23 protein-coding genes are annotated in these 23,543 nt (G+C 59.2%); 19 read left to right on the top strand and 4 right to left on the bottom strand.

Features of this window, described 5'->3' with window-relative positions:
* Positions 1–95: 95 nt before the first annotated feature.
* Complete coding sequence (locus TM1040_RS17270) at positions 96–665, bottom strand: NYN domain-containing protein (protein ID WP_011539883.1); 570 nt, start codon at positions 663–665, stop codon at positions 96–98.
* 117 nt (positions 666–782) lie between these two features.
* Here TM1040_RS17270 and folK point away from each other — a divergent pair, with 117 nt between their 5' ends.
* The 13 genes from folK (at position 783) to TM1040_RS17205 (ending at position 12,533) form a co-directional block, all read left to right on the top strand.
* Positions 783–1,370, top strand: coding sequence for a 2-amino-4-hydroxy-6-hydroxymethyldihydropteridine diphosphokinase (gene folK / locus TM1040_RS17265; RefSeq protein ID WP_044026908.1), 588 nt, complete (start codon positions 783–785; stop codon positions 1,368–1,370).
* Between the two features lie 114 nt (positions 1,371–1,484).
* On the top strand, positions 1,485–1,838 hold the full coding sequence (rpoZ, locus tag TM1040_RS17260) for a DNA-directed RNA polymerase subunit omega (RefSeq protein WP_005615037.1): 354 nt from the start codon (positions 1,485–1,487) through the stop codon (positions 1,836–1,838).
* A 38-nt stretch (positions 1,839–1,876) separates the two neighbouring features.
* The gene (locus tag TM1040_RS17255) at positions 1,877–4,009 is read left to right on the top strand and encodes a RelA/SpoT family protein (RefSeq protein ID WP_011539881.1); all 2,133 of its coding nucleotides are present in this window, start codon (positions 1,877–1,879) and stop codon (positions 4,007–4,009) included.
* 30 nt (positions 4,010–4,039) lie between these two features.
* Positions 4,040–4,744, top strand: coding sequence for a DUF2062 domain-containing protein (locus tag TM1040_RS17250; protein ID WP_011539880.1), 705 nt, complete (start codon positions 4,040–4,042; stop codon positions 4,742–4,744).
* Positions 4,745–4,864: 120 nt separating this feature from the next.
* On the top strand, positions 4,865–5,623 hold the full coding sequence (locus tag TM1040_RS17245; RefSeq protein WP_011539879.1) for a pyridoxine 5'-phosphate synthase: 759 nt from the start codon (positions 4,865–4,867) through the stop codon (positions 5,621–5,623).
* Entirely contained in the window at positions 5,620–6,045 is a 426-nt protein-coding gene (locus tag TM1040_RS17240) for an ABZJ_00895 family protein (RefSeq protein ID WP_011539878.1), read from the top strand. Before TM1040_RS17245 ends, TM1040_RS17240 begins: the two co-directional genes overlap by 4 nt.
* A gap of 26 nt (positions 6,046–6,071) precedes the next feature.
* A complete protein-coding gene (acpS, locus tag TM1040_RS17235) occupies positions 6,072–6,500 on the top strand; it encodes a holo-ACP synthase (RefSeq protein ID WP_011539877.1) in 429 nt (142 codons plus the stop codon).
* A 144-nt stretch (positions 6,501–6,644) separates the two neighbouring features.
* A complete protein-coding gene (lepB, locus tag TM1040_RS17230) occupies positions 6,645–7,481 on the top strand; it encodes a signal peptidase I (RefSeq protein WP_011539876.1) in 837 nt (278 codons plus the stop codon).
* Between the two features lie 209 nt (positions 7,482–7,690).
* Positions 7,691–8,377, top strand: coding sequence for a ribonuclease III (gene rnc / locus TM1040_RS17225; protein ID WP_044027273.1), 687 nt, complete (start codon positions 7,691–7,693; stop codon positions 8,375–8,377).
* On the top strand, positions 8,374–9,279 hold the full coding sequence (gene era / locus TM1040_RS17220) for a GTPase Era (protein WP_011539874.1): 906 nt from the start codon (positions 8,374–8,376) through the stop codon (positions 9,277–9,279). Before rnc ends, era begins: the two co-directional genes overlap by 4 nt.
* Positions 9,280–9,443: 164 nt before the next feature.
* Complete coding sequence (locus TM1040_RS17215) at positions 9,444–9,773, top strand: DUF1491 family protein (RefSeq protein ID WP_011539873.1); 330 nt, start codon at positions 9,444–9,446, stop codon at positions 9,771–9,773.
* 3 nt (positions 9,774–9,776) lie between these two features.
* The gene (gene recO, locus TM1040_RS17210) at positions 9,777–10,502 is read left to right on the top strand and encodes a DNA repair protein RecO (RefSeq protein WP_011539872.1); all 726 of its coding nucleotides are present in this window, start codon (positions 9,777–9,779) and stop codon (positions 10,500–10,502) included.
* A gap of 147 nt (positions 10,503–10,649) precedes the next feature.
* A complete protein-coding gene (locus TM1040_RS17205; RefSeq protein WP_011539871.1) occupies positions 10,650–12,533 on the top strand; it encodes a PhoX family protein in 1,884 nt (627 codons plus the stop codon).
* A 53-nt stretch (positions 12,534–12,586) separates the two neighbouring features.
* Here TM1040_RS17205 and TM1040_RS17200 read toward each other — a convergent pair whose 3' ends face one another.
* A complete protein-coding gene (locus TM1040_RS17200; RefSeq protein ID WP_011539870.1) occupies positions 12,587–13,417 on the bottom strand; it encodes a prephenate dehydratase in 831 nt (276 codons plus the stop codon).
* 120 nt (positions 13,418–13,537) lie between these two features.
* Here TM1040_RS17200 and TM1040_RS17195 point away from each other — a divergent pair, with 120 nt between their 5' ends.
* The 5 genes from TM1040_RS17195 to TM1040_RS17175 all read left to right on the top strand — a co-directional run bounded on the left by TM1040_RS17195 (position 13,538) and on the right by TM1040_RS17175 (position 20,087).
* Entirely contained in the window at positions 13,538–14,038 is a 501-nt protein-coding gene (locus tag TM1040_RS17195; RefSeq protein WP_011539869.1) for a c-type cytochrome, read from the top strand.
* A gap of 253 nt (positions 14,039–14,291) precedes the next feature.
* A complete protein-coding gene (locus TM1040_RS17190) occupies positions 14,292–16,232 on the top strand; it encodes an extracellular solute-binding protein (RefSeq protein WP_044026907.1) in 1,941 nt (646 codons plus the stop codon).
* Between the two features lie 7 nt (positions 16,233–16,239).
* Positions 16,240–17,328: a microcin C ABC transporter permease YejB gene (locus tag TM1040_RS17185; protein WP_011539867.1), complete on the top strand. Its 1,089-nt coding sequence runs from the start codon at positions 16,240–16,242 to the stop codon at positions 17,326–17,328.
* A gap of 4 nt (positions 17,329–17,332) precedes the next feature.
* Positions 17,333–18,439, top strand: coding sequence for an ABC transporter permease (locus TM1040_RS17180; RefSeq protein ID WP_011539866.1), 1,107 nt, complete (start codon positions 17,333–17,335; stop codon positions 18,437–18,439).
* A gap of 55 nt (positions 18,440–18,494) precedes the next feature.
* On the top strand, positions 18,495–20,087 hold the full coding sequence (locus tag TM1040_RS17175) for an ABC transporter ATP-binding protein (protein ID WP_011539865.1): 1,593 nt from the start codon (positions 18,495–18,497) through the stop codon (positions 20,085–20,087).
* A gap of 90 nt (positions 20,088–20,177) precedes the next feature.
* Here the strand turns inward: TM1040_RS17175 and hemN are convergent, their stop codons facing one another.
* Entirely contained in the window at positions 20,178–21,533 is a 1,356-nt protein-coding gene (hemN, locus tag TM1040_RS17170; RefSeq protein ID WP_011539864.1) for an oxygen-independent coproporphyrinogen III oxidase, read from the bottom strand.
* A gap of 60 nt (positions 21,534–21,593) precedes the next feature.
* Between hemN and fnrL the strand changes: the two genes are divergently transcribed.
* Entirely contained in the window at positions 21,594–22,334 is a 741-nt protein-coding gene (gene fnrL, locus TM1040_RS17165; protein WP_011539863.1) for a transcriptional regulator FnrL, read from the top strand.
* Between the two features lie 177 nt (positions 22,335–22,511).
* On the opposite strand, the gene TM1040_RS17160 is transcribed toward fnrL, so the two are convergent.
* A complete protein-coding gene (locus TM1040_RS17160; RefSeq protein ID WP_011539862.1) occupies positions 22,512–23,351 on the bottom strand; it encodes a universal stress protein in 840 nt (279 codons plus the stop codon).
* Between the last annotated feature and the right edge of the window lie 192 nt (positions 23,352–23,543).

The following is a 23,543-nucleotide window of genomic DNA, read 5'->3' as shown; positions in this document are numbered from 1 at the left end:
CCGGTCGGGCAGGGCTGCAAAAGAAAACCCCCGCCGCAGTATCTGCACCGGGGGTTTCTCGATGATCAGGCGAACGCCGCGCAGCAGCGCAGCGATCAATCCTCGGCCGGAACCGCGCGGGGTTCGCTCGGGACTTCGCGAGGGGGGCGGCCAATGACATCGCGCAGCTCTTCAAGCTCGATGAAATTGTCGGCCTGTCGGCGCAACTCGTCCGAAATCATTGGTGGCTGGCTGCGGATCGTCGAAACGACCGACACGCGCACACCCTGACGCTGCAGGCTGGCGATCAGCGGACGGAAGTCACCGTCGCCCGAGAACAGCACGATATGATCGACGCGCGGCGCAAGCTCCATAGCATCAACCGTGAGTTCGATGTCCATGTTGCCCTTCACCTTCCGACGGCCCATGCTGTCGGTGTATTCCTTGGCAGGTTTGGTCACCATGGAAAATCCATTGTAATGCAACCAATCTACAAGGGGGCGAATCGGAGAGTATTCGTCGTTTTCAAGCAGCGCCGTGTAATAGAAAGCCCGTACAAGTTTGCCGCGACGCATGAATTCCTGACGCAGAAGCTTGTAGTCGATGTCAAATCCCAATGCCTTGGCGGAGGCATATAAATTCGAGCCATCTATGAACAGCGCAAGCCGTTCGTCTTTGTAAAACATTAAATGTGTCCTTCTGGTGTCGCGGGCCAAAGTTCCGTGAGTGAGTTAAATAAATCTCCGGCGCCGCGGGTGGACTTAATTTAGGTTATTTGGCACTCCCCGCAAGGGTCAGGTCTTATGGAATTGGGGACAATCATGGCCGAAAACCGGTCAACTTATCTTGTGGCTATGGGAAGTAACCTCGAGGATGAGGGTACTATACCATTAGAAATCCTGCAAATGTGCCTTGCGGAGTTATCGGGCGAAGGTTTCGACCTAGTGGCTGTTTCTCGTTTCTATGCAACGCCTTGCTTTCCAGCGGGCGCCGGGCCTGATTATGTGAATGCGGCAATTGTATTGCGCGGCGCTTTTTCTGCGGACGAGACATTGCGCAGACTTCACAAAATCGAGACCAAGTTTCACCGCAGAAGGCAACAGCGCTGGGGCATGCGGACACTTGATCTAGATCTTTTGGCTGTGGATCAGGAAATTGCGCCCGATATTCAGACGTTTAGCCATTGGCACTCGCTGCCTCAAAGCGAGCAGAGGACGAAAGCACCCGAGCATTTGATTCTGCCGCACCCGCGTGTGCAGGACCGTGCGTTTGTGCTTGTGCCGCTTCGGGATATTGCCCCAGACTGGGTGCATCCGGTTCTCGAGCTGAGCGTCCGGGAGATGCTGAAACGATGTCCGGCCTCTGATGTGGCCGAGGTGCGCGCCCTCTGAGAGAGGGGCGTTTTGTAGCATTCGTGCAATTGTGATCGTCTCCGACTTGTCAAGTCCCGTGATTCATCCTAGAAGCACTCCCTCTGGACCCAGAACTGTATTGGAGAGTCGCCCATGGCCCGCGTGACGGTCGAAGACTGCGTTGACAAGGTTCCCAACCGATTTGAGCTGGTGATGCTGGCCGCACATCGTGCGCGTGAGATCTCTGCCGGTGCCGAACTCACCGTGGACCGTGACAACGACAAAAACCCGGTCGTCTCCCTGCGCGAGATTGCCGAGGAAACGCAAAGCGCCGATGCCCTGCGCGAGCGCCTGATCGAGAGCAACCAGTCTCAGATCGAGGTGGACGAGCCGGAAGAAGATTCCATGGCTCTCTTGATGGGTGGCGAAGCGGACAAGCCACAAGAAGACGACATGAGCGAAGAAAAGCTCCTGCGCGCCTTGATGGAGGCCCAGGGTCAGGGCTGATCCGGGCTGCTTGAAACAAGAGAGGTTGCGGACCGGCAATGACATCTGCTGATGACCTGATTTCCCTGGTCCGCGACTACAACCCCAAAACGAATGAGCAGCGCCTGCGCGACGCCTACGCCTTTGGCGAGGAAATGCATGACGGGCAGTTTCGCCATTCCGGGGAACCCTATTTCACACACCCTGTCGCAGTCGCCGCAATCCTGACCGAACAGCGGCTCGATGATGCAACCATCATCACGGCCCTGCTGCACGACACGATCGAGGACACCAAGGCCTCTTACGAGGAAGTGTCGTTGCGTTTTGGCGAAGAAGTGGCGATGCTGGTCGATGGTGTCACGAAGCTGACGAACCTGCAGCTCTCGTCGCGCGAAACCAAACAGGCGGAGAACTTTCGCAAGCTGTTTATGGCGATGTCGAAGGATCTTCGGGTCATTCTCGTCAAGCTGGCCGACCGACTGCACAACATGCGCACCATTCGTGCCATGCGCCCGGAAAAACAGGCGCAAAAAGCCCGCGAAACCATGGACATCTACGCCCCCCTCGCGGGGCGGATGGGGATGCAGTGGATGCGCGAGGAACTGGAAGACCTGGCCTTCAAGGTGCTGAACCCCGAAGGTCGCCAGTCGATTATCCGCCGCTTTGTGACCCTGCAGCGCGAGACCGGGGACGTGATCCATCGGATTACCGGCGACATGAGGCTGGAGTTGGAGAAGGCGGGCGTTGAGGCCGAAGTCTTTGGCCGTGCAAAGAAACCCTATTCGATCTGGCGCAAGATGCAGGAAAAGGATCAGGGGTTCTCGCGTCTCTCGGACATTTACGGCTTTCGCGTGATCACGCGCTCCGAAGAGGACTGCTATCGCACGCTTGGCACGATCCACCAGCGCTGGCGGGCGGTGCCGGGGCGGTTCAAGGATTATATCAGCCAGCCCAAATCCAACGGCTATCGCTCGATCCACACCACGGTGTCGGGACGCGACGGCAAGCGGGTCGAGGTGCAGATCCGCACCCGGCAGATGCATGATGTTGCGGAATCGGGTGTGGCGGCGCATTGGTCCTATCGCGATGGTGTGCGCACCGAGAACCCCTTTGCCGTTGATCCCGCCAAGTGGATCGCCTCGCTCACTGAACAGTTTGATGGTGAAGACGATCACGACGAATTCCTCGAAGCGGTGAAGCTCGAGATGTATTCGGATCAGGTGTTCTGCTTCACGCCCAAGGGCGACGTGATCAAGCTGCCCAAGGGTGCCACACCGATTGATTTTGCCTATGCGATCCACACGCGTATCGGCCACGCCTGTGTCGGCGCCAAGGTAGACGGCATCCGGGTGCCGCTCTGGACCCGGCTCAGAAATGGTCAGTCGGTGGAAGTGATCACCGCCGAAGGCCAGACTCCGCAGGTCAGCTGGCTGGAAATTGCCACCACTGGCAAGGCGCGCACGGCTATTCGCCGGGCCCTACGGGAGGCGGACCGGGAACGGTTTGTAAAACTCGGCCACGAGCTGGCGCGTTCCGCGTTTGAGCACATGAACAAGAAGGCCACCGACAAGGCGCTGGAAACTGCGGCCCGCGCGTTGCGGGTCAGTGATGTGACCGAATTGCTGGCGCGCCTCGGGGCTGCGGTGATCACCGCGCATGACGTGGTGCAGGCCGTCTACCCCGAGCTTACCGATAAGGACGGCGAGGAAGTCTCGCCCCGGCGCGCCGTGATCGGCCTGGAACCGGGCCAGAAGTTCGAACGCGCTTCCTGCTGCGAGCCGCTGCCGGGAGAGCGCATCATCGGGATCACTTCGCGTGGGCAGGGTGTCGTGGTACACTCGGCGGACTGTGACCGGCTCGGAGAGTTCGAGGACCAGATGGACCGGTGGGTCGATGTGCATTGGCACTCGGGCACCCATCCCGCTGTCTATGGCGTCACACTTGAATTGACGATCGGGAACGACGCAGGCGTTCTGGGGCGCATCTGTACGTTGATCGGCGAAAAGAAAGCCAACATTTCGAACCTTGAATTCAAGGATCGGAAACCTGACTTTTACCGCTTGATGATCAATGTGGAGCTGCGCGATGTGGAACAGCTGCATTCGCTGATACTGATGTTGGAAGCTGAAAGCGACGTCGCCGCGGTCGCGCGCTACCGGGAAACGCCTGGAACGCAAGCCCGCACGATCTAGCCTCGTTAGACGAAGAATAGGGACGATTCTTTGGTATTCAGGCGCCGAGACAGACGCCCGCCGCTACGGGCGGCTGCGGAGTTTCTCTGGCCTCGCGGGGGCTGGGGAAGGGCGTTTTTGTACGTCAAGCATCGGATCCGGCGCTTGCCTGACCATCCAGAACGCATCGCGCGCGGCATCTGGGCCGGGCTTTTCACCACTTTTACGCCCTTTTACGGGGTTCACTTCATCGTTGCGGCCACCATTGCGCGGGTGATGAACGGCAATATGCTTGCCGCACTCTCGGCGACGTTTTTTGGCAATCCGCTGACCTATGTGCCCATTGGGGTGATCTCGCTTCAGACCGGGCATTGGTTGTTGGGCAGCCAACCGGTGGCAGAGGTCGATGACACGCTTGCGGACAAGTTTCTCGCGGCAGGGTGGGATCTTTGGTACAACGTCTATGCGGTGGCGACCGGGACACCGGTGGACTGGACCGGGCTCAAGGTCTTTTATGACGAGGTCTTTTATCCCTACATGATCGGCGGCATCATTCCGGGGATAATTGTGGCCACGGTGGGGTATATGCTCTCGGTGCCGGTGATCCGCACCTATCAGCAGCGCCGCCGTCGCAAGATCAAGGCGAAGTTCGACGCCATCAAGAAGCGGGCCGAGCTGGAGGCTGTGAACAGTCCGCACCCGCCGCGCGGCACCCAACCTCCAAACCGCACCCCCAAGATCGGGCGCACGGAGTAGCCCCCCCGATACCGAGGCCGAGATGGCGGAGAATTGTATCACTTCGCCCCTTGTGCCTTGCCTCTTTGGCCTTCACCGCTAGGGTCTGCTGCAACAGACACCCACCAAAGAGACCCTCTCATGTCTACCAACACTCTGCGCCTTGGCGTCAATATCGACCATGTCGCGACCGTGAGAAACGCGCGTGGCGGTGCCTATCCAGACCCGATCCGCGCGGCGAAATTGGCCGAAGAGGCCGGAGCCGATGGCATCACGGCGCATCTGCGCGAAGACCGCCGCCACATCGTTGATGCGGACATCGACGGCCTTATGGCTGCGCTGACGGTGCCGCTCAATTTTGAGATGGCCGCAACCGAGGAAATGCAAAAGATTGCCCTGCGTCACAAACCACATGCGGTCTGCATCGTGCCGGAAAAGCGCGAGGAACGCACAACCGAAGGCGGGCTTGATGTGGTGCGCGACGAAAGCCGGCTGGCTGCCTGTATTGCGCCGCTGCGAGAGGCCGGAAGCCGGGTTTCTATTTTCATCGCTGCGGATCAGAAACAGATCGAAGCCGCCCATCGCATCGGTGCCGAGGTGATCGAGCTGCACACCGGAGCCTATTGCGACCACCACGCCGAGGGCGATTTTGCTGCCCGCGACGCTGAGTTGGCAGCGCTTGGCGAGATGGCCACCTACGCACATTCCTTGGGGCTTGAAGTTCACGCGGGGCATGGCCTCACCTACGAGACGGTTGCCCCTATCGCCGCCTTTCCCGAGGTGCGGGAGCTCAATATCGGGCATTTTCTGATCGGCGAGGCGATTTTTCGCGGCCTTTCTCCCGCGATTGGTGAAATGCGCCGCCTGATGGATGCGGCACGCTCTGGAGCTGACGCGTGAAACTGGGTCGGTTTGCCATTGTCTACCTCGGGATCATGGTTGCCCTGATGGTGCTGATCTTGTTGGTGCAGGCGATTTTTCGCTTTGACATCTCGAATGCCGGGATGGCGATCATTCCGGCCATGGGGGCCGCGATGGTCGAGGGGCAAGCCTTTGCCAAGGCGCAGGAGCGCATGCCCGAGCCTGCCGAGATGTGGGGCTTTGCCCGGCGCGCAGGGATTGTGATCCTGGGTCTGACGCTGCTGTCCACCGCCGCCTTCAGTATTGCGGTGCCAGAGATCAAACACATTCTTTCCCAACCTCAGGGCACCATGTTCTTGCTGGTTGCGGTGCTGTTTCAGGCGATGATCTCCTTTCTGCTGGTCCGGTTCTTCTTGGCGACCGGCGCAAAGTCCATGCTGCGGGCACAGAAACGCCCATGAGCAGAGCGATCTGAGGGAAAGACCAAATGATTCTCGGCATCGGTACGGATCTGGCAAATATCGAACGCATCCAAGGCGTGTTGGATCGGTTTGGCGATCGGTTTCGCAATCGGGTTTTTACCGATGTCGAACAGGCGAAATCCGAGCGTCGCCTCGATGTGGCAGGCACCTACGCAAAGCGCTGGGCGGCCAAGGAGGCCTGCTCCAAGGCGCTTGGGACCGGCCTGCGCATGGGGATCGCGTGGAAGGACATGTCGGTTTCCAACCTCTCGACCGGGCAGCCGGTGATGCACGTAACCGGTTGGGCCAAGGCGCGGCTGGATGAATTGACGCCGCCGGGGCATGAGGCGGTGATCCATGTGACCCTCACCGATGATCACCCCTGGGCACAGGCGGTCGTGATGATCGAAGCACGTCCGATCTTGCCCGACGTCCAGACAGCACAGACGACATAAGCCTTCTGAGCACGGCCTCCCGGCTGCAGGGAACAGCGTGCCTGCATCGCGCCACAAACGCGCGCTCTGATCGCCACCGCTTGACTTGCGGCGGACAGCCCCGCATGTAGCCCCGGAGCAGTCCACTAATGACCGGAGAGCCTGATGGCGTCGAAAACCAAAAGCGGGAACTCAATCGTCGAGACGATCAAGACCATTGTCTACGCCCTGTTGATTGCCGGTGTCTTCCGCACCCTGTTCTTTCAACCGTTCTGGATTCCGTCTGGCTCGATGAAGGAGACGCTGCTGATCGGAGATTTCCTCTTCGTCAACAAGATGGTCTATGGCTATTCCTACGCCTCCTGCCCGAATATCCGCCTGAACTCCATCGGGATCAATATCGACGCCAAGGACATCTGCGGCTTTGTAGACGGGGACAACACCCGTATTTTCGGGGGTGAGCCAGAGCGCGGCGACGTTGTCGTATTCCGTCATCCCGTAAATGGAACCGACTACATCAAGCGCCTTGTGGGGCTCCCGGGTGACAAATTGCAGATGAGAGATGGCGTGCTGCACATCAATGGCGCGGCAGTTGGTCTGATGGATGATGGCGAGTTCGAAGAAGCAATGGAGCGCCAGGGGCCTCAGGGCAGGTTCCCGCGCTGTGAAAACGACCCCGTTGGTCAGGGCGGCGTCTGCAAGAAATCGCGTCAGATCGAGACGCTTCCGGGCGGCACCTCGCATGCGATCATCAACATCGGCAATCAGGCCAGCGACCACACCAAGGTCTATCATGTGCCAGACGGTCATTTCTTCTTTATGGGGGATAACCGTGACAACTCCACCGACAGCCGGGTGTCCAAGGCAGTGGGCGGTGTTGGCTACGTCCCCTTCGAGAATCTGATCGGGCGTGCAGATCGCATCATGTTCTCTTCGGCGGGGCGCTCGATGCTGTTCTTCTGGACCTGGCGCGGGGATCGCTTCTTTAAGGGCATCACCTGACAACGGACCCTATCGGGATCATCCATGTCGGCCGTAGGTCTTTTGCATCTGCGGCCGTTTTGCTGCGCGCAATATCAAGAGTTGCGATTGGCGCAAGGCCGATGGTCGCGCAGAGTGCTTTCCTCTGGCGCCGTGCTGGGATATGGAACGAAGCCACCGGGGCGATTGTGCCCTCAAATTGTGCCCTCAAGCTGTTCAAAGGACCACACGTGAAGCTATCTCGGGATATCCTCGCCTTTCAGGCAAGGCTGGGGCATGAATTTTCCAGCCCGGAGCTGTTGATCCGCGCGCTGACGCATCCGTCGGTGTCGTCTCCCAATCGGCAGGATAATCAGCGGCTGGAGTTTCTCGGGGATCGTGTGTTGGGTCTTGTCATGGCGACGGCGCTTTTGGAACACGACAAGGATGCCACCGAAGGCCAGCTGGCTCCGCGTTTCAATGCGCTGGTGCGCAAGGAAACCTGCGCCGATGTAGCCCGGCAAATCGATCTGGGTGCGGTGCTGAAACTGGGGCGTTCGGAAATGCTCTCTGGCGGGCGGCGCAAGCAGGCTCTGTTGGGCGACGCGATGGAGGCGGTGATCGCCGCAGTTTACCGCGATGCAGGCTTCGAGGCCGCTCAAAGCGTGATCCTTCGCCTCTGGGGGAAACGTGTGGGCACCGTCGAAGAAGACGCCCGCGACCCCAAAACCGCCCTTCAGGAATTTGTGCAGGCGCGACGTCAACCGCCGCCTGCCTATGTATTGGTTGCCCGCAAGGGGCCAGATCACGAACCTATCTTTACCATCGCCGCCCGCCTTGAGGACGGCACCGAGGAGCAGGCCACCGCAGGCTCCAAACGCCTCGCCGAACAGGCGGCCGCCAAGGCCCTCCTGGCCAAACTGGAGCAACAGACATGACCACACGCGCAGGCTTTATCGCCCTCATAGGCGAGCCAAACGCCGGGAAATCCACGCTGCTCAACCGGATGGTCGGCGCCAAAGTCTCGATCGTGACCCACAAGGTTCAAACCACCCGGGCGCGCATTCGCGGTGTTGCCATGGAAGGCGACAGCCAGCTTGTTTTTGTCGACACGCCGGGCCTGTTTCAGCCGCGCCGCCGGCTCGACCGTGCGATGGTGGCAGCAGCCTGGGGCGGGGCTGCGGATGCAGATGTGATCGTGATGCTCATCGAAGCCCACCGCGGCGTGACCGAGGGCGTCGAGCGCATCCTGGAAAACCTTGGAGAGGTAGCCGAGGGACGGCGCGTGGCGCTGGCGATCAACAAGATCGACAAGGTGCAATCCGATGTGCTGCTCGGTCTGACCAAGGATCTCAACGACCGCTTCCCCTTCGCAGAGACCTTCATGATCTCGGCCGAAAAAGGCTATGGGACCGAGGATCTGCGGCAGTGGCTTGCTGCCGAAGTGCCGGAAGGCCCGTGGCTCTATCCCGAAGACCAGATCGCCGATCTGCCGCTGCGCATGATCGCTGCCGAAATGACCCGCGAAAAGCTCACCCTGCGTCTCCACCAGGAACTGCCCTACCAGCTCACGGTGGAGACCGAGAAATGGGAAGAGCGCAAGGATGGCTCCGCACGCATTGACCAGGTGGTCTATGTGGTGCGCGATGGCCACAAGGGCATCGTGCTCGGCAAACGTGGCGAGACCATCAAGGCTGTTGGTCAGGCGGCACGCGCCGAGCTTGAGGAATTCCTGGATCGCAAGATCCATCTTTTCCTGCAGGTTAAGGTGCGCCCCAACTGGCTTGAAGAATCCGAGCGGTACTCGGAAATGGGCCTTGAGTTCAAAGACGGCAACTAACCCGTCGAGCCGCTCTCTTTCCCTTCTTGTAAATACCCCCGCTGGAGGCACCCGCCCGTGCCTCTGGAGCAAAGGTTTGCTTTTCTTGCACGCGCGCTGCATCTATCCCTGAAGCAAAGAACTCTCCCGCATCCGGAGGGCCGTGCAATCGCCAAGGAGCTTCCATGTCCCGTCTCACAGCGCGTTTTTGGGTCGATGCCTATCTGGCCCGTCTGCGGTTTCAGGACATACCGGCCTTTGTCACAGCCCATGGGGACGATACTGCGGGCGCAGTTCTGGTGAAGCTCAACACGCTGGACGGGCAGGCGCGCGCCTACCAGCGCAGCTTTGATCTGATGACCGGCGATCGCAAATGGGTCGAACTGGTCGCGGGCGCAGACGGCGATGTCGAGGCCTCCATTGCCAAGCAACGCCAATTCGACAGCGATCTCTGGGTGATCGAGGTGGAGGACCGCCAGGGGCGGCACCTGTTGGACGAGCCGGGGCTGGATTAGAGAATGGACTGGCGCGATCAAGGCATATTGCTCACGGTGCGCCGCCATGGCGAATCCTCGGCGTTGATCGAAGTCTTCACTGAAGATCATGGGTTGCATGCGGGTCTCGTGCGTGGAGGCGCCAGCCGCAAGATGGCGCCGCATCTGCAACCCGGCGCGCAGCTGGACCTCACATGGTCAGCGCGTCTCGAAGACCACTTGGGCACCTACAAGGCCGAACCGTTGCGCAGCCGCGCGGGCATGGCGCTGTCGGGACGTCTTGCGCTTGCAGGCCTCAATGCGGTTTGTGCGCTGTTGGCCTTTGCCCTGCCGGATCGCGCACCTTATCCCGCGCTCTATCATCGCAGCTCCGCGCTTCTGGACCTTCTGGACAGCGAAGACCTCTGGCCTTTGGCCTATCTGAGATGGGAACTCTCGCTGCTCGAAGATCTGGGCTACGGGCTCGATCTTTCCGCCTGCGCCGCTACGGGCGTGACACAGGATCTGAGATATGTCTCGCCCAAAACCGGGCGCGCGGTCTCCGGCGCGGCAGCTGGCGAATGGGCCGACCGGCTGCTGCCCTTGCCCCCCGTGATGCGGGGCGAGGGGGCAGCCGAAGACATCGAGATCCTGACCGCACTCAGAACCACGGGATTTTTCCTTGAATCAAAGCTTGCGCCTGCTTTGGGAAATCGTCCCATCCCGGAGGCGCGCGGCCGGTTTCTGGATGCGCTGGCCCGTCGCGTTTAGCGATATGCACTCCAACGTCCCGCGCAATCAGACCATTCTTCACCCGCGTCATAAGCATGATACATCGGACCTTGAGAACGCTCTTGAAGCGCGGCCAGTTGAATGTGGCCACGCCCCAGCCAGTGTGATCGCAAGGAGCATAGGAATATGGTTGAGAAGAGCCTGATTGACCTTTCGTGGGACGATTTTGACGAGCATCGCAGCCCGCGTCCCGACCAGAATCAGTTTGATGCCGTGGTAGAGCGCGCCGTCTCCCGCCGGGGTTTTCTCGGGGGTGCATTGGCCTTTGGATCTGGGGCTGCTGTTTTTGGCACGGGCCTGATATCGTCCACGACTGCATCGCGGGCACACGCGCACGCAAAATTTGCCTTCACGCCCATCGGCATTGCCACGGATCATGCGGTTCATGTTCCCGAAGGATACAAATCACAGGTTCTTGTGCGCTGGGGGGATGCGCTCTGGTCTGACGCTGAGGGCGCCTATTCCGCCGATACGGGCATTTCGCTTGCGATGTCCGACAAGGTCTTTGGTGAAAACACCGATGGGATGGAGCTTTTTGAGGTAGACGGTCGCGAGATTCTCGTCGTGAACTCAGAATATGTGAACCCCAAGATCAACCTGCCCGCGTCCTCTGAAGGGGTGCCGCAGGATGCAGATGAGGTGCAACTTCTGAAGAATTTGCAGGGCGTCACGGTGATGGAAATCGCGCGCGGCGCGACAGGGTATCAAGTCGTCAAAGACAGCCCCTACAATCGCCGTATCACGCATGAGACCGAGATGACCCTTGCCGGTCCGCTCGCCGGGGATGAACTGGTCAAGACCGATGCCGATCCTTCGGGGCGCCGGGTCAAAGGTACGATGAACAACTGCGGTTCCGGCAAAACGCTCTGGGGCACCTATCTGACGTGTGAAGAGAACTTCAACGGCTACTTTGGCGCCACCGGCGAGATGCCGGAGGGCGAGGGCTACATTCGCTATGGCATCGGTGGTGAAGGCCGTTACGCCTACGAGAAGTACGATGATCGCTATGACATCTCCAAGGAGCCCAAAGAGCCGCACCGTCATGGCTTTGTGACGGAGATCAACCCGTCGGATGCGACGTCCGTGCCGGTGAAGCGCACCGCCCTTGGCCGTTTCAAACATGAAAACGCCGAGATGGTGCATGCGGCGGATGGTCGGATCGTTGTCTATATGGGTGACGATGAGCGGGGTGAGTATCTCTATAAATACGTCTCCACGAACACTTGGACCGAGGGCGCGCCGACGGAGGGACTTTTGGACGATGGTCAGCTCTATGCCGCCAAGTTCAACGATGACCAGACCGGTGAGTGGTTGGCACTGACGCCTGAGGCCACAGGTATGTCGGAGGCAGAGATCCTGTGTTTCACCCGTATGGCAGCCTCTGCGGTGGGAGCGACCACCATGGATCGCCCCGAATGGGTCGCTTGCAACCCGCTCAAGGCCGAAGGCTATTGCGCGTTGACCAACAACAAGAATCGCGGTGTGAAGCCCAATGCCGGTGGCGACGACGCATCTGTGAATGGTCCAAACCCGCGCGAAACCAACAAGTATGGCCAGATCGTGCGCTGGGCCCCCTCGGAGGACAATCACGCCGCCGAAGGCTTCACATGGGATCTCTATGTGATGGCGGGAAATCCAACCGTCTACGACAATGCCTACGCCGGGTCTGCCAATGTCAACGCGGGCAATATGTTCAACTCGCCGGACGGGATGGCCTTCTCATCCGACGGGATGCTTTGGATTCAAACCGATGGCGATGATGACAACGAGGGTGACTTTGCCGGGCAGGGCAACAACCAGATGTTGGTTGGTGACCCCGAGTCGGGTGAGATTGCGCGTTTCATGACCGTGCCCAACGGGGCTGAGGTGACAGGCCTGTGCTGGTCGCTCGACAAGACAGTGGCCTTTGTGGGCGTGCAGCATCCGGGTGGTGCGTGGCCTGATGGTGCGGGCAAGCCGCGGTCGTCGATCGTGGCGGTCTGGCGCGAAGATGGTGCGATGATCGGCTAAGGCCGATCCGTGTATCTGTGGCTGGCCCCAATCAACGGGGCCAGTTTGCGCCCTCAGCGTTTGCGATCTGCGGGATAGACGCCGAGGATTTCCACATCGGTTGTGAAATAGCTCAGCTCATCCATGGCGAGGCGGACGTTCTCATCCTCCGGGTGGCCGTCGATGTCGGCATAGAACTGGGTCGCCGTAAAAGAGCCATTGACCATGTAGCTCTCGAGCTTGGTCATGTTGACGCCATTGGTGGCAAACCCGCCCATCGCCTTATAAAGCGCGGCGGGAATGTTGCGTACCTGAAAGACAAAACTGGTGATCATGCCGTTATCGCCGCGGCGGCTTGTATCGGCCTCGCGTGCCATGGTCAGGAACCGCGTGGTGTTGTTGCCCTGATCCTCAATGTGGCGGGCCAGTACATTGAGACCGTAGATCTCACCGGCCAGTTCCGACGCGAGCGCAGCGTGGGTGATCTCCCCGCGCTCGGCCACCTCGCGGGCGGCGCGCGCGTTGTCAGGGCTGACGCGGCCCTGGATCTGGTGTTGGCGCAGGAAAGTTGCGCATTGTGGCAACAGCACCAGATGCGAATGCGCTTCCTTGATGTCATCAAGGGTGGCTCCGGGCACCCCCAGGAGGTTGATGTGGACGCGCACAAAAGCCTCATCGATGATCTTGAGGCCGGAATGGGGCAGCAGGCGGTGAATATCTGCGACCCGGCCATAGGTGGTGTTTTCCACCGGCAGCATCGCGAGCTCGGCCTCGCCGGAGCGCACGGCGTTGATGGCATCCTCAAATCCCCGGCAGGGCAGCACCTCCATATCGGGCCGTTTGTTGCGGCAGGCCTCGTGGCTGTAGGAGCCGAGTTCGCCCTGAATTGCGATTTTCTGGGTCATAGCTGCGTCATCTTTGCAAAAACTTGGGAATTTGGTCGTTTAGTCGCGGTGTCTATACCTTGCCAGTTGATAGGGGAAGCCTTAGACACCCTGTTAGACAGCTGAAATGGACACGCTATCATGTTTGACACAATGACACTCACCAAAGCGACCGCAGGTTTCTGTGGCGCGTTCCTTGTGTTCCTCTTGGGCAAATGGGTTGCCGAGGAGCTCTATCACGTTGAGGCACACGGAGAGGCGTCCTACGTCATCGAGGTGGCTGATGCAGGTGGTGCAAGCGACGAGCCTGAGGTGGACTTTGCGACGCTGATGGCCTCGGCGGATGTCGACAAGGGTGCTAAAGTCTTCCGCAAGTGCTCCGCATGCCACAAGCTTGACGGCACTGATGCAACCGGCCCGCACCTCGACGGTGTTGTTGGCCGCGATATCGCAGCCAGCGCAGGCTTTGGCTACTCCGGTGCGCTGACCGCGCTTGAGGGCGCTTGGACACCAGAAGCGCTGAACGAATTCCTCCTCAAGCCGTCCGACTATGCCTCCGGGACCACCATGTCCTTTGCAGGTTTGAAAAAGGTTGAGGACCGGGTGAACCTGATCGCCTATCTGCAGACCACTGCAAACTAAGTGCGACGCGCACAGGGTTAACGTGAAAAGGCCGCAGCACTGCTGCGGCCTTTTCTTTTGACGCTTGCGCCCTAAACCGTTGATTGAAATCGACCAAGGGTCAACCAAGGTACGCAGTTTGTTTTCAATTCCGTGCGAGGCCGCAATCTCGGCTTGAAAACGATGCGCTCTGACCTTTAGCTTTGAAGAAAGCAGATAAAACGCCAGCACCGGTGCGATCGGGCAATGGCGCCACATAAGAAGGGTTAGGCAGATGACGATCAGACGTGCGACAGCGACCGCAACAGGAACTGCAAAAGCCCGCACTCGATCGTGGTTAAAACCTTTCGCGGGGGCGGTCCTCATGTCCACCGCGGCCCTGATGACCTCGGCGCTTGCGGTAAAGAGCACAGAGAGCGAGGCGATCACCGTCAGCCATGGCTATTCGTTTTACGGCGATCTGGATTATCCGGCTGATTTTGAACACTTCGACTATGTAAACCCGGACGCGCCGAAGGGAGGGGAGCTTGCGATTCCCTTCATCGGGACTCTCGACAGCATGAACCCCTATTCTGGCAAGGGTCGGGCGCATGCGTTTTCTGTCTACCCTTACGAGAGCCTCCTCTCGGATGCGGCACCTGCGGATAAATATGGTCAGTCCTACTGCCTGCTCTGCGAAACCGTGGAATATCCCGAAGACAAGAGCTGGGTGATCTTTCGCATGCGTCCCGAGGCGCGGTTCTCCGACGGCACACCGGTCACCGCACATGACATCGCCTTCAGCCACAACCTGCTGCTGGATCAAGGTTTGAAGTCCTACGCAGACTTCATTCGCCGGCTGATCCCAAAAGTTGAGGTGATCGACGATCACACCATCAAGTTCTATTTTGCTGATGGCGTCTCACGCCGGAGCCTGATCGAGCAGGTGGGCGGCGTACCGGCCTGGTCGAAGAAGTGGTTCGATGAAACGGGACAGAAGCTCAACGAGAACTGGATCGAGGGGCCTCCGGGCTCTGGTCCCTATGTGATCGAGGAAATCGACCTGTCGCGTCGTATCGTGCTGAAACGCAACCCTGATTATTGGGGCAAGGATCTGCCGGTCAACCAGGGGCGGCACAACTTTGATTCGCTGCGGGTGGAAATCTTTGCCGACGACACGGCAGCCTTTGAGGCCTTCAAGGCGGGCGAGTATACCTTCCGCGCCGAAGGCGACAGCAAGAAATGGGCCAGCGGCTATGACTTTCCGAAGGTCGATAGCGGCGCGGTGAAACTCGAAGAGCTGCCAAATGGTGCACCGCCTGCGTCATCGGGCATCGTGTTCAATCTCGCCTCTCCCGAATTGCAAGATCGGCGTGTGCGCGAAGCGCTGGCTCTGGCGTTCAACTTCGAGTGGTCCAACGAGAGCCTTCTCTATGGTCTCTTTGATCGCCGTGCGTCGTTCACCCAGAACTCCCCCCTGATGGCCAAAGGTGTGCCCGAGGGCGCCGAGCGCGCGTTTCTGCAGAGCCTCGGCGACCTTGTTCCGGACGAGATGCTGACCGAGGAGGTCTATATCCCGCCGACCTCCGATCCTTCGCGACTGTTTGACCGCCGCAACGCACGCAAGGCAGCGGCCTTGCTGGATGCGGCCGGGTATACGGTGGGCGATGGCGGCATGCGCATGTCTCCGGATGGCTCTGCGTTTGAGCTGGATTTCCTGTTTTCCTCCTCATCCTCGCCCACCACGCGCGGGGTGATGGAGAACTTCGTCGACAACCTCGAAAACCTTGGCGTTCAGGTCAATTTCGAGGTGGTGGATACGGCGCAATACACCAGCCGGGAACGGGACCGCGATTATGATCTGGTGGTCGACAGCTACACCACGTTCCTTGGCACCGGTACCGGTCTGGAGCAGCGGTTTGGGTCCGAGGCCGCAGCCTTCTCGCTGTTCAACCCCGCCGGTTTGGCCTCCCCGCTGGTGGATGAGATCATCACGAGATCGCTGCACGCTGAGACCCGCGAAGAAGAAACTACCGTCATGACGGCGCTGGATCGCGCTTTGCGGCATGAGTTCATCATGATCCCGCTGTGGTATAACCCGAACCATTGGGCCGCCTATTACGATCAATATGAGCACCCGGCGGAAATCCCGCCCTATAGCCTCGGGTATCTGGACTTCTGGTGGTATAACGAGGACAAGGCCAAAGCGCTGCGCGATGCTGGCGCGCTGAGGTAAGCTCCCGATGTTAAACTATATTCTGCGGCGTCTTCTGCTGGTGATCCCGACACTGATCGGGATCATGGTAGTGAATTTCGCGCTCGTGCAGTTTGTCCCCGGTGGACCGGTGGAGCAGATGATTGCCCGCCTTGAGGGCGGTGGCGATGTCTTTGGCGGCTTTGCTGGGGCGGCGAATGATGCCGGGGCAGAGACCGTTGGTCAGGCCGAAAGCCAATACGCCGGGGCGCGGGGGCTGCCGCCTGAATTCATCGAGGAACTGGAGCGCGAGTTCGGCTTTGACAAACCTCCCCTCGAGCGGTTCCTCAACATGATGTGGAACTACGTCCGGCTTGATTTCGGCGAGAGCTATTTTCGCAATATCGGCGTGATTGATCTGGTGCTCGAAAAGATGCCAGTGTCGATCTCGCTGGGACTGTGGTCCACCCTCATTGCCTATCTGATCTCGATCCCGCTTGGTGTGAAAAAGGCGCTGCGCGATGGCAGCAGCTTTGACAGTTGGACCAGTGGCGTGATCATCGCGGCCTATGCAATCCCGGGCTTCTTGTTTGCGATCCTCCTTCTTGTGCTTCTGGCCGGGGGGTCATACTGGCAGATTTTCCCTCTAAGGGGCCTGACATCCGAGAATTGGGAAGAGCTGAGCCTTCTGGGCAAGATCGGCGACTATTTCTGGCACATTACCTTGCCGGTGGTGGCCTCGACCATTTCGGCCTTTGCGACGCTCACCTTGCTGACCAAGAACTCCTTTTTGGACGAGATCAAGAAACAGTATGTGATGACTGCCCGTGCCAAAGGGTTGACGGAAAACCGGGTGCTCTACGGGCATGTGTTTCGCAATGCGATGCTGATCGTGATTGCTGGTTTTCCGGGGGTGTTCATCTCGATCTTTTTCACCGGCAGCCTGATCATCGAGACGATCTTCTCGCTCGACGGTCTCGGGCGGCTCGGGTTTGAGGCTGCGGTCGCGCGTGACTACCCGATTGTATTTGGGACACTTTTCATCTTTGGTCTGATGGGCCTGGTGGTTGGGATCTTGTCAGACATTATGTATGTGCTGGTGGATCCACGCATCGACTTTGAAAAGCGGGAGGGATGATCTGATGGCCCTGTCTCCTCTCAATCAGCGGCGGTGGAACAACTTCAAACGCAACCGTCGCGCCCTGTGGTCGCTCAGGATCTTTTTGGTGCTGTTTGGCCTGTCGCTGTTTGCGGATGTTCTCGCGAACGACAAACCGATCCTCGTGAATTATCGCGGCGACTATTACACGCCTGTTTGGAACTTCTATCCCGAGACCACCTTTGGCGGTGATTTCCAGACCGAAGCCGTCTACCGCGATCCCGAAGTGAAATGTTTGATTGCCTCTGGAGGCAGTCTCGATTGTTTTGACGATCCCGAAGGGATCATGGCTGCGATTGATTCAGGCACATATGCAGCCGAGGATTTTGTCGAAGGCTGGTCGCTCTGGCCGCCGATCCCTTACCGGTTTGACACGCCGGTTGATCGCGCGGGCGCAGCCCCGCTGCCGCCAAACGGGCAGAACTGGCTCGGGACCGATGACACCAAACGCGATGTGCTTGCCCGCGTTATCTATGGTTTCAGACTCTCCATCCTTTTCACCCTGATCGTCACCCTTGCGGCGAGCCTGATCGGGATTGTTGCGGGCGCGGTGCAGGGGTTCTTTGGCGGATGGGTTGATCTGATCTTCCAACGTGTCATCGAGATCTGGTCAGCGACACCGTCGCTCTATGTCATCATCATCATGTTTGCGATCCTCGGGCGAAGTTTCTGGCTCCTTGTCTTCCTGATGATCCTGTTCAGTTGGACCGCTCTTGTGGGGGTGGTGCGCGCGGAGTTCCTGCGCGCCCGCAACCTCGAGTATGTCCGCGCGGCCAAGGCGCTGGGGGTCGGCAATGTAACGATCATGTTCCGCCACATGCTGCCCAATGCGATGGTGGCGACGCTCACCATGCTGCCGTTCATCGTGACAGGGACCATCGGCACATTGGCAAGCCTCGACTTCCTTGGTTTTGGGCTGCCGTCGTCGGCGCCCTCCTTGGGGGAGATGACCTTGCAGGCCAAACAGAACCTGCAAGCGCCCTGGCTTGCCTTTACCGCCTTCTTCACCTTTGCAATCATGCTCTCGCTTCTGGTCTTCATTTTTGAAGGCGTGCGGGACGCGTTTGACCCGAGAAAGACCTTTTCATGACGCGTCGAGACAAGGGAACGGAGCACTTGGTTTCGCATCGGGAAGGGCAGGGCCAATGACACAAGCGCCAATTCTGCAGGTCAAGGACCTTCGGGTCGCCTTTCGTCAGGACGGTCAGCGGGTTGAGGCCGTCAAAGGGGTGTCCTTTGCCCTGTCTCGTGGCGAGACGGTGGCTTTGGTGGGCGAGTCGGGCTCCGGCAAATCGGTCTCGGCGCTTTCGACGGTGCAGCTCCTTGGTGATAGCGCCGAGGTCTCCGGCTCGGTGAACTATGACGGACAGGAAATGATCGGCGCCGATGAACGTACCCTGCGACGGGTGCGCGGCAATGACATCTCCTTCATTTTCCAGGAGCCGATGACCTCTCTGAACCCGCTGCATACGATCGAAAAACAGTTGGGCGAGGCGCTTGCGCTACATCAGGGAGTGATGGGAGAGGACGCCCGCGCGCGTGTGCTGGACCTGTTGAATAAGGTTGGTATCCGGGACGCGGAAACCCGACTGGGGGCTTATCCGCACCAGCTTTCTGGCGGTCAACGTCAGCGTGTAATGATCGCAATGGCGCTCGCCAACAAACCCGACGTTCTGATCGCGGACGAGCCCACAACGGCGCTCGATGTGACCATTCAGGCGCAGATCCTCGATCTCCTTGCGGATCTGAAACAGAGCGAGGGGATGGGGCTTTTGTTCATCACCCATGACCTCTCGATTGTGCGCCGTATTGCGGATCGGGTCTGCGTGATGAAATCCGGTGAAATTGTCGAGGAAGGTCCAACGGCTGAGCTGTTTGCAAACCCACAGCACCCCTACACCCAGAAACTCCTGGCGGCAGAACCCTCCGGTCGACCCGCGCCGATCCCGGAAGGGGCAACCGAATTCGTCAGTGCCAAGGATCTCAAGGTCTGGTTTCCCATCCAGCGGGGGCTACTGAAGCGCATGGTTGGCCATGTCAAGGCGGTCAATCCCATGTCGCTCTCGGTGCGCGCCGGGGAAACTTTGGGAATTGTAGGCGAATCCGGCTCGGGCAAAACCACGATGGCACTTGCGATCATGCGCCTTATCGCCTCCGAAGGCGAGGTGCGCTTTCAGGATCAGGACCTGCGCCAATGGTCCACGCGGGACCTGCGCCGGTTGCGCAAGGACATGCAGATCGTGTTTCAGGATCCGTTTGGCTCGCTGTCTCCGCGTATGACATGCCAGCAGATCATTGCCGAAGGTCTGGCAATTCATGAGGTTGACCAACATCGTAAGCCGCGTGATCTTGTGGCTGATGTAATGCAGGAAGTGGGTCTCGACCCTGCCACCATGGACCGCTATCCACATGAATTCTCAGGTGGGCAGCGTCAGCGCATTGCCATCGCCCGTGCAATGGTTCTGCGCCCCAAGCTGGTGGTTCTGGACGAGCCGACCTCGGCCCTTGATATGACGGTCCAGGTGCAGATCGTGAACCTGCTGCGCGATCTTCAGGCCCGCTACGGGCTTGCCTATCTCTTCATCAGCCATGACCTCAATGTGGTGCGCGCCATGTCGCATGACATCCTGGTGATGAAAGCCGGAGACGTGATCGAGCAAGGCCCCGCCGAGGAGGTATTTGCCAATCCCAAAGAAGAATACACACGGCATCTGCTCTCTGCCGTGACGGGTGCCTAGCGCCGCTTCTTCTAACAGAAAATATCCCGGGAGCGCGAGGGCAGAGCCCTCGCATCTTGCCACGAATGGGGCTGCACCACCGCCGAATGTCTAGATCGCCGAGCTATGTCCGGCCTTGCTCAGGTCATAGGCATCAAAGTGGCGCGCCACCATTCGCGTCAGGGGCTTGCCTTCGGGTCTTACCCGCAGCCCCGATGGGGTGACGTCGAGCATTTCCGGAAAGGCGACGGAGGCCTCGCGATACATGCGCTCCAATGCGTCTTGCGTGATGTCGAACTGTGCCCGAATATCGTCGGTTGCAATCTCGAAATCACACATCAGGGCTTCGATCATGCGCCCACGCAGCAAATCCTCGCCCGAAAACACATGGCCGCGCGCGGTGGAAAACTGTCCGTCACGAATAGCCTTGGTGTAGGCCGATGTGGATGGAGCATTCTGAGCATAGCCCTGCGGAAAACGCGAGATAGAGGATGCCCCAAGGCCGATCAACACATCTGCCCGATCATCGGTGTAACCCTGAAAGTTCCGGCGCAGCCGCCCCGTCCGGGCCGCAACCGCCAGCCCATCGTGGGGCGTGGCAAAATGGTCGATACCAATTTCGCGATAGCCATCCCACTGAAACAATCGCTGCGCGGTCTCAAACAACTGTAGTCGGGTTTGAGGTGACGGTAGGCTGTCGGTTGGAATCATATTCTGGCGCCGCGCCATCCATGGCACATGGGCATAGCCATAGAGTGCCACGCGATCCGGCGAGAGCGACAGCAGTTTTTGCACGCTTTCGGTCATGCGCATCCGGTTCTGATGCGGCAGCCCGAAGAGAATATCTGCATTGAGGCTTGTGATGCCCCGCGCGCGGATCATGTCGACGGCGTCGCGCGTCAGATCAAAAGGCTGAATGCGACCGATGGTTTCCTGGATCTGGGGGTCAAAATCCTGAACGCCGATCGAGGCACGGTTCATCCCCGCCGCCGCGAGGGCGTCGAGGCGCGCATCGTCGATTTCATTTGGGTCGATCTCAACGGAGAACTCGCCGCCCTTCGCCATCGGCGTCACGGCAAAGATCGCCTCCGCCAGATCAGAGATCATTTCGGCACTGAGGAGCGTGGGCGTCCCGCCGCCCCAATGCAGCCGCGCAAGGCGGACGCCTTCGGGTAGGGCACGCGCAAGAAGCGCAAGTTCTTGCTTCAACACCTCTATGTAGGCGCGCACAGGTGACTCGGACTGCGTGCCCTGCGTGCGGCATGCGCAAAACCAGCACAGCCTGCGACAGAAGGGCACATGCACGTATAGCGAGATTTCTGCGCCGGGCTTGATAGACCCGATCCAGGAGGCAAAACGCGCTGCGCTCACGTCATTGTTGAAGTGTGGCGCAGTCGGGTAACTTGTATATCTGGGCACCTTTGCGTCGAAAAGTCCGAGCCGCGCCAATTGAGATTCCTGTGTCATGCGACTAGGGTAGGGTCAGCTGGCACCGTCGGCTTTGACACAGATCAACCAGAGGCACACATGTCCCTTGCTCAATTTCAGTCCGTCGAATGTGCGGATTGTCCGATCCGCCATCGCGCGGTCTGCGCCCGTTGCGATGCCGATGAGCTTGAGGCGCTCGATGCGATCAAGTTTTATCGCAGCTATGAGGCCGGGCAAACTGTGGTGTGGTCCGGGGACCAGATGAATTTTGTGGGCTCCGTTGTCTCGGGTATCGCGACCTTGACCCAAACCATGGAAGACGGGCGCACCCAGATGGTCGGTCTGCTGTTGCCGAGCGATTTTGTGGGGCGGCCCGGGCGGGAGGGATCCGCCTATGACGTTGTGGCCACCACAGACGTGATAATGTGTTGTTTCAGAAAGAAACCTTTCGAAGACCTAATGGTGCGCACACCGCATATCGCGCATCGTTTGCTGGAAATGACGCTCGACGAGCTTGATGCTGCGCGCGAGTGGATGCTGGTCTTGGGCCGCAAGACCGCACGCGAAAAGATCGCCAGCCTTCTGTCGATCATCGCGCGTCGCGATGCATCGTTGGCGGTGGATCCTTCGAACGGAGCTGTCAGCTTTGATTTGAAACTCACCCGCGAGGCGATGGCGGACTATCTCGGCTTGACGCTCGAAACCGTAAGCCGCCAGATTTCTGCGTTGAAAAAGGCGGGTGTGATCCAGCTGGAAGGCAAGCGTCATGTGACGGTCCCAGACATGCATCGCCTGATCGAAGAGGCGGGCGATGACAGCGACGGTGGCGTTCTGGGCTAGAGGCAGCGTTGATGTGTAGATGTCCGTTGACCGCATCCGCTCACTCACGAAGTCCCCATAGTGACATCGAAAGGCGCTCTTGCAAAAGTTGTGCCTGCGCGCGATGCGAATGACCGACAAAAAAGGAAAGTCAGCCCAAGTAGAGCTGACTTTTGCCTTCCTTTGCCGCCGCAACCATCAATGCGCCATCAAGACCGGAACTTTGGCATGCTCAAGCATGTTGCGGGTCGCGCCGCCGAGGATTGACTCCCTGAAACGGGAATGCCCATAAGCGCCCATCACGATGAGCTCGGCTTCGGTGTCGGTGGCATGACGACACAGCACGTCCGAGATTCGCGGAAGAGTTTTGCTCAGCACATCGATCTCGCAAGCCACCCCGTGACGCGCCAGCATTTGACACAGCATGCCACCCGGATCAGAGCGCTCGATACCATGCTTTGGCGGGTCGATGATCGTGATCCGCACGAGATCGGCTGCTTGCAGCAAAGGCAGCGCCTTGCGCACCGCTGTCAGCGCTTCGATGCTCTCATCCCAGGCGACGAGAACGGTCTTGGGCGAAGCGGCGAGCTCCGTGCCTTCGGGCATGACCAGAACGGGGGTGCGGGTGTCAAAGAGAGCCGCTTCGACGATGGGTTCCACTTCTGGCCCTTGGCCTTTGCTGTAAGGCAGGTCCATCACCACGAGATCGCTAAAGCGTGCGTGGTGAGAGGTGATGCGAGAGATGTCCCCAAAAGGCGCAATCGCGGTTGAGATCGCGCGGGGCACATCGCTGCCAGCGAGATGTTGTTCCGTATGGGCTTCGGTCGCCTGAACTTCCTCGCGGGCACGATCCAACAGGGTGTTGATGGCAATCGCGTTGGCTCCGCCATCGTAATAGCCGACGCGTGTACGATCCACGCCGAGGCACAATACGTCCAGATGTCCATTGGCGCGGCGTACCATCGCTTCGGCTTGATCCAATGCTGTCGTCGACCCGTCAGGCGCGGATCGCACGGTAAGAATTGTTTTGTATGTCATGAGCTTACCTCTTCCCAAATCCCATGAGGTCGGTGGCAGGCGTAGGGATTCACATCGTGAACGCCCCGCGTCCCACATGCCGATATGACACATTTCGCGGGCCCGTATCTTGATACAGATCAATGTTTGAAGAACCGCGCTCTGGCATCAGGGACGGGGAAACGACGCCCGAAGTGTATCTGCGAGGGACAC

The organism is Ruegeria sp. TM1040, from assembly GCF_000014065.1.
GTDB lineage: Bacteria > Pseudomonadota > Alphaproteobacteria > Rhodobacterales > Rhodobacteraceae > Epibacterium.
The sequence above is the reverse complement of the archived record's forward strand: the minus strand, read 5'-3'. Positions and strand labels throughout refer to the sequence as shown.

What these genes read in the sequence shown, in the direction of transcription:
- TM1040_RS17270 (WP_011539883.1), bottom strand. Translation starts at nt 665, where the DNA reads ATGTTTTACAAAGACGAACGGCTTGCGCTGTTCATAGATGGCTCGAAT.
- folK (WP_044026908.1), top strand. Translation starts at nt 783, where the DNA reads ATGGAATTGGGGACAATCATGGCCGAAAACCGGTCAACTTATCTTGTG.
- rpoZ (WP_005615037.1), top strand. Translation starts at nt 1,485, where the DNA reads ATGGCCCGCGTGACGGTCGAAGACTGCGTTGACAAGGTTCCCAACCGA.
- TM1040_RS17255 (WP_011539881.1), top strand. Translation starts at nt 1,877, where the DNA reads ATGACATCTGCTGATGACCTGATTTCCCTGGTCCGCGACTACAACCCC.
- TM1040_RS17245 (WP_011539879.1), top strand. Translation starts at nt 4,865, where the DNA reads ATGTCTACCAACACTCTGCGCCTTGGCGTCAATATCGACCATGTCGCG.
- acpS (WP_011539877.1), top strand. Translation starts at nt 6,072, where the DNA reads ATGATTCTCGGCATCGGTACGGATCTGGCAAATATCGAACGCATCCAA.
- lepB (WP_011539876.1), top strand. Translation starts at nt 6,645, where the DNA reads ATGGCGTCGAAAACCAAAAGCGGGAACTCAATCGTCGAGACGATCAAG.
- era (WP_011539874.1), top strand. Translation starts at nt 8,374, where the DNA reads ATGACCACACGCGCAGGCTTTATCGCCCTCATAGGCGAGCCAAACGCC.
- TM1040_RS17215 (WP_011539873.1), top strand. Translation starts at nt 9,444, where the DNA reads ATGTCCCGTCTCACAGCGCGTTTTTGGGTCGATGCCTATCTGGCCCGT.
- recO (WP_011539872.1), top strand. Translation starts at nt 9,777, where the DNA reads ATGGACTGGCGCGATCAAGGCATATTGCTCACGGTGCGCCGCCATGGC.
- TM1040_RS17205 (WP_011539871.1), top strand. Translation starts at nt 10,650, where the DNA reads ATGGTTGAGAAGAGCCTGATTGACCTTTCGTGGGACGATTTTGACGAG.
- TM1040_RS17200 (WP_011539870.1), bottom strand. Translation starts at nt 13,417, where the DNA reads ATGACCCAGAAAATCGCAATTCAGGGCGAACTCGGCTCCTACAGCCAC.
- TM1040_RS17195 (WP_011539869.1), top strand. Translation starts at nt 13,538, where the DNA reads ATGTTTGACACAATGACACTCACCAAAGCGACCGCAGGTTTCTGTGGC.
- TM1040_RS17190 (WP_044026907.1), top strand. Translation starts at nt 14,292, where the DNA reads ATGACGATCAGACGTGCGACAGCGACCGCAACAGGAACTGCAAAAGCC.
- TM1040_RS17185 (WP_011539867.1), top strand. Translation starts at nt 16,240, where the DNA reads ATGTTAAACTATATTCTGCGGCGTCTTCTGCTGGTGATCCCGACACTG.
- TM1040_RS17180 (WP_011539866.1), top strand. Translation starts at nt 17,333, where the DNA reads ATGGCCCTGTCTCCTCTCAATCAGCGGCGGTGGAACAACTTCAAACGC.
- TM1040_RS17175 (WP_011539865.1), top strand. Translation starts at nt 18,495, where the DNA reads ATGACACAAGCGCCAATTCTGCAGGTCAAGGACCTTCGGGTCGCCTTT.
- hemN (WP_011539864.1), bottom strand. Translation starts at nt 21,533, where the DNA reads ATGACACAGGAATCTCAATTGGCGCGGCTCGGACTTTTCGACGCAAAG.
- fnrL (WP_011539863.1), top strand. Translation starts at nt 21,594, where the DNA reads ATGTCCCTTGCTCAATTTCAGTCCGTCGAATGTGCGGATTGTCCGATC.
- TM1040_RS17160 (WP_011539862.1), bottom strand. Translation starts at nt 23,351, where the DNA reads ATGACATACAAAACAATTCTTACCGTGCGATCCGCGCCTGACGGGTCG.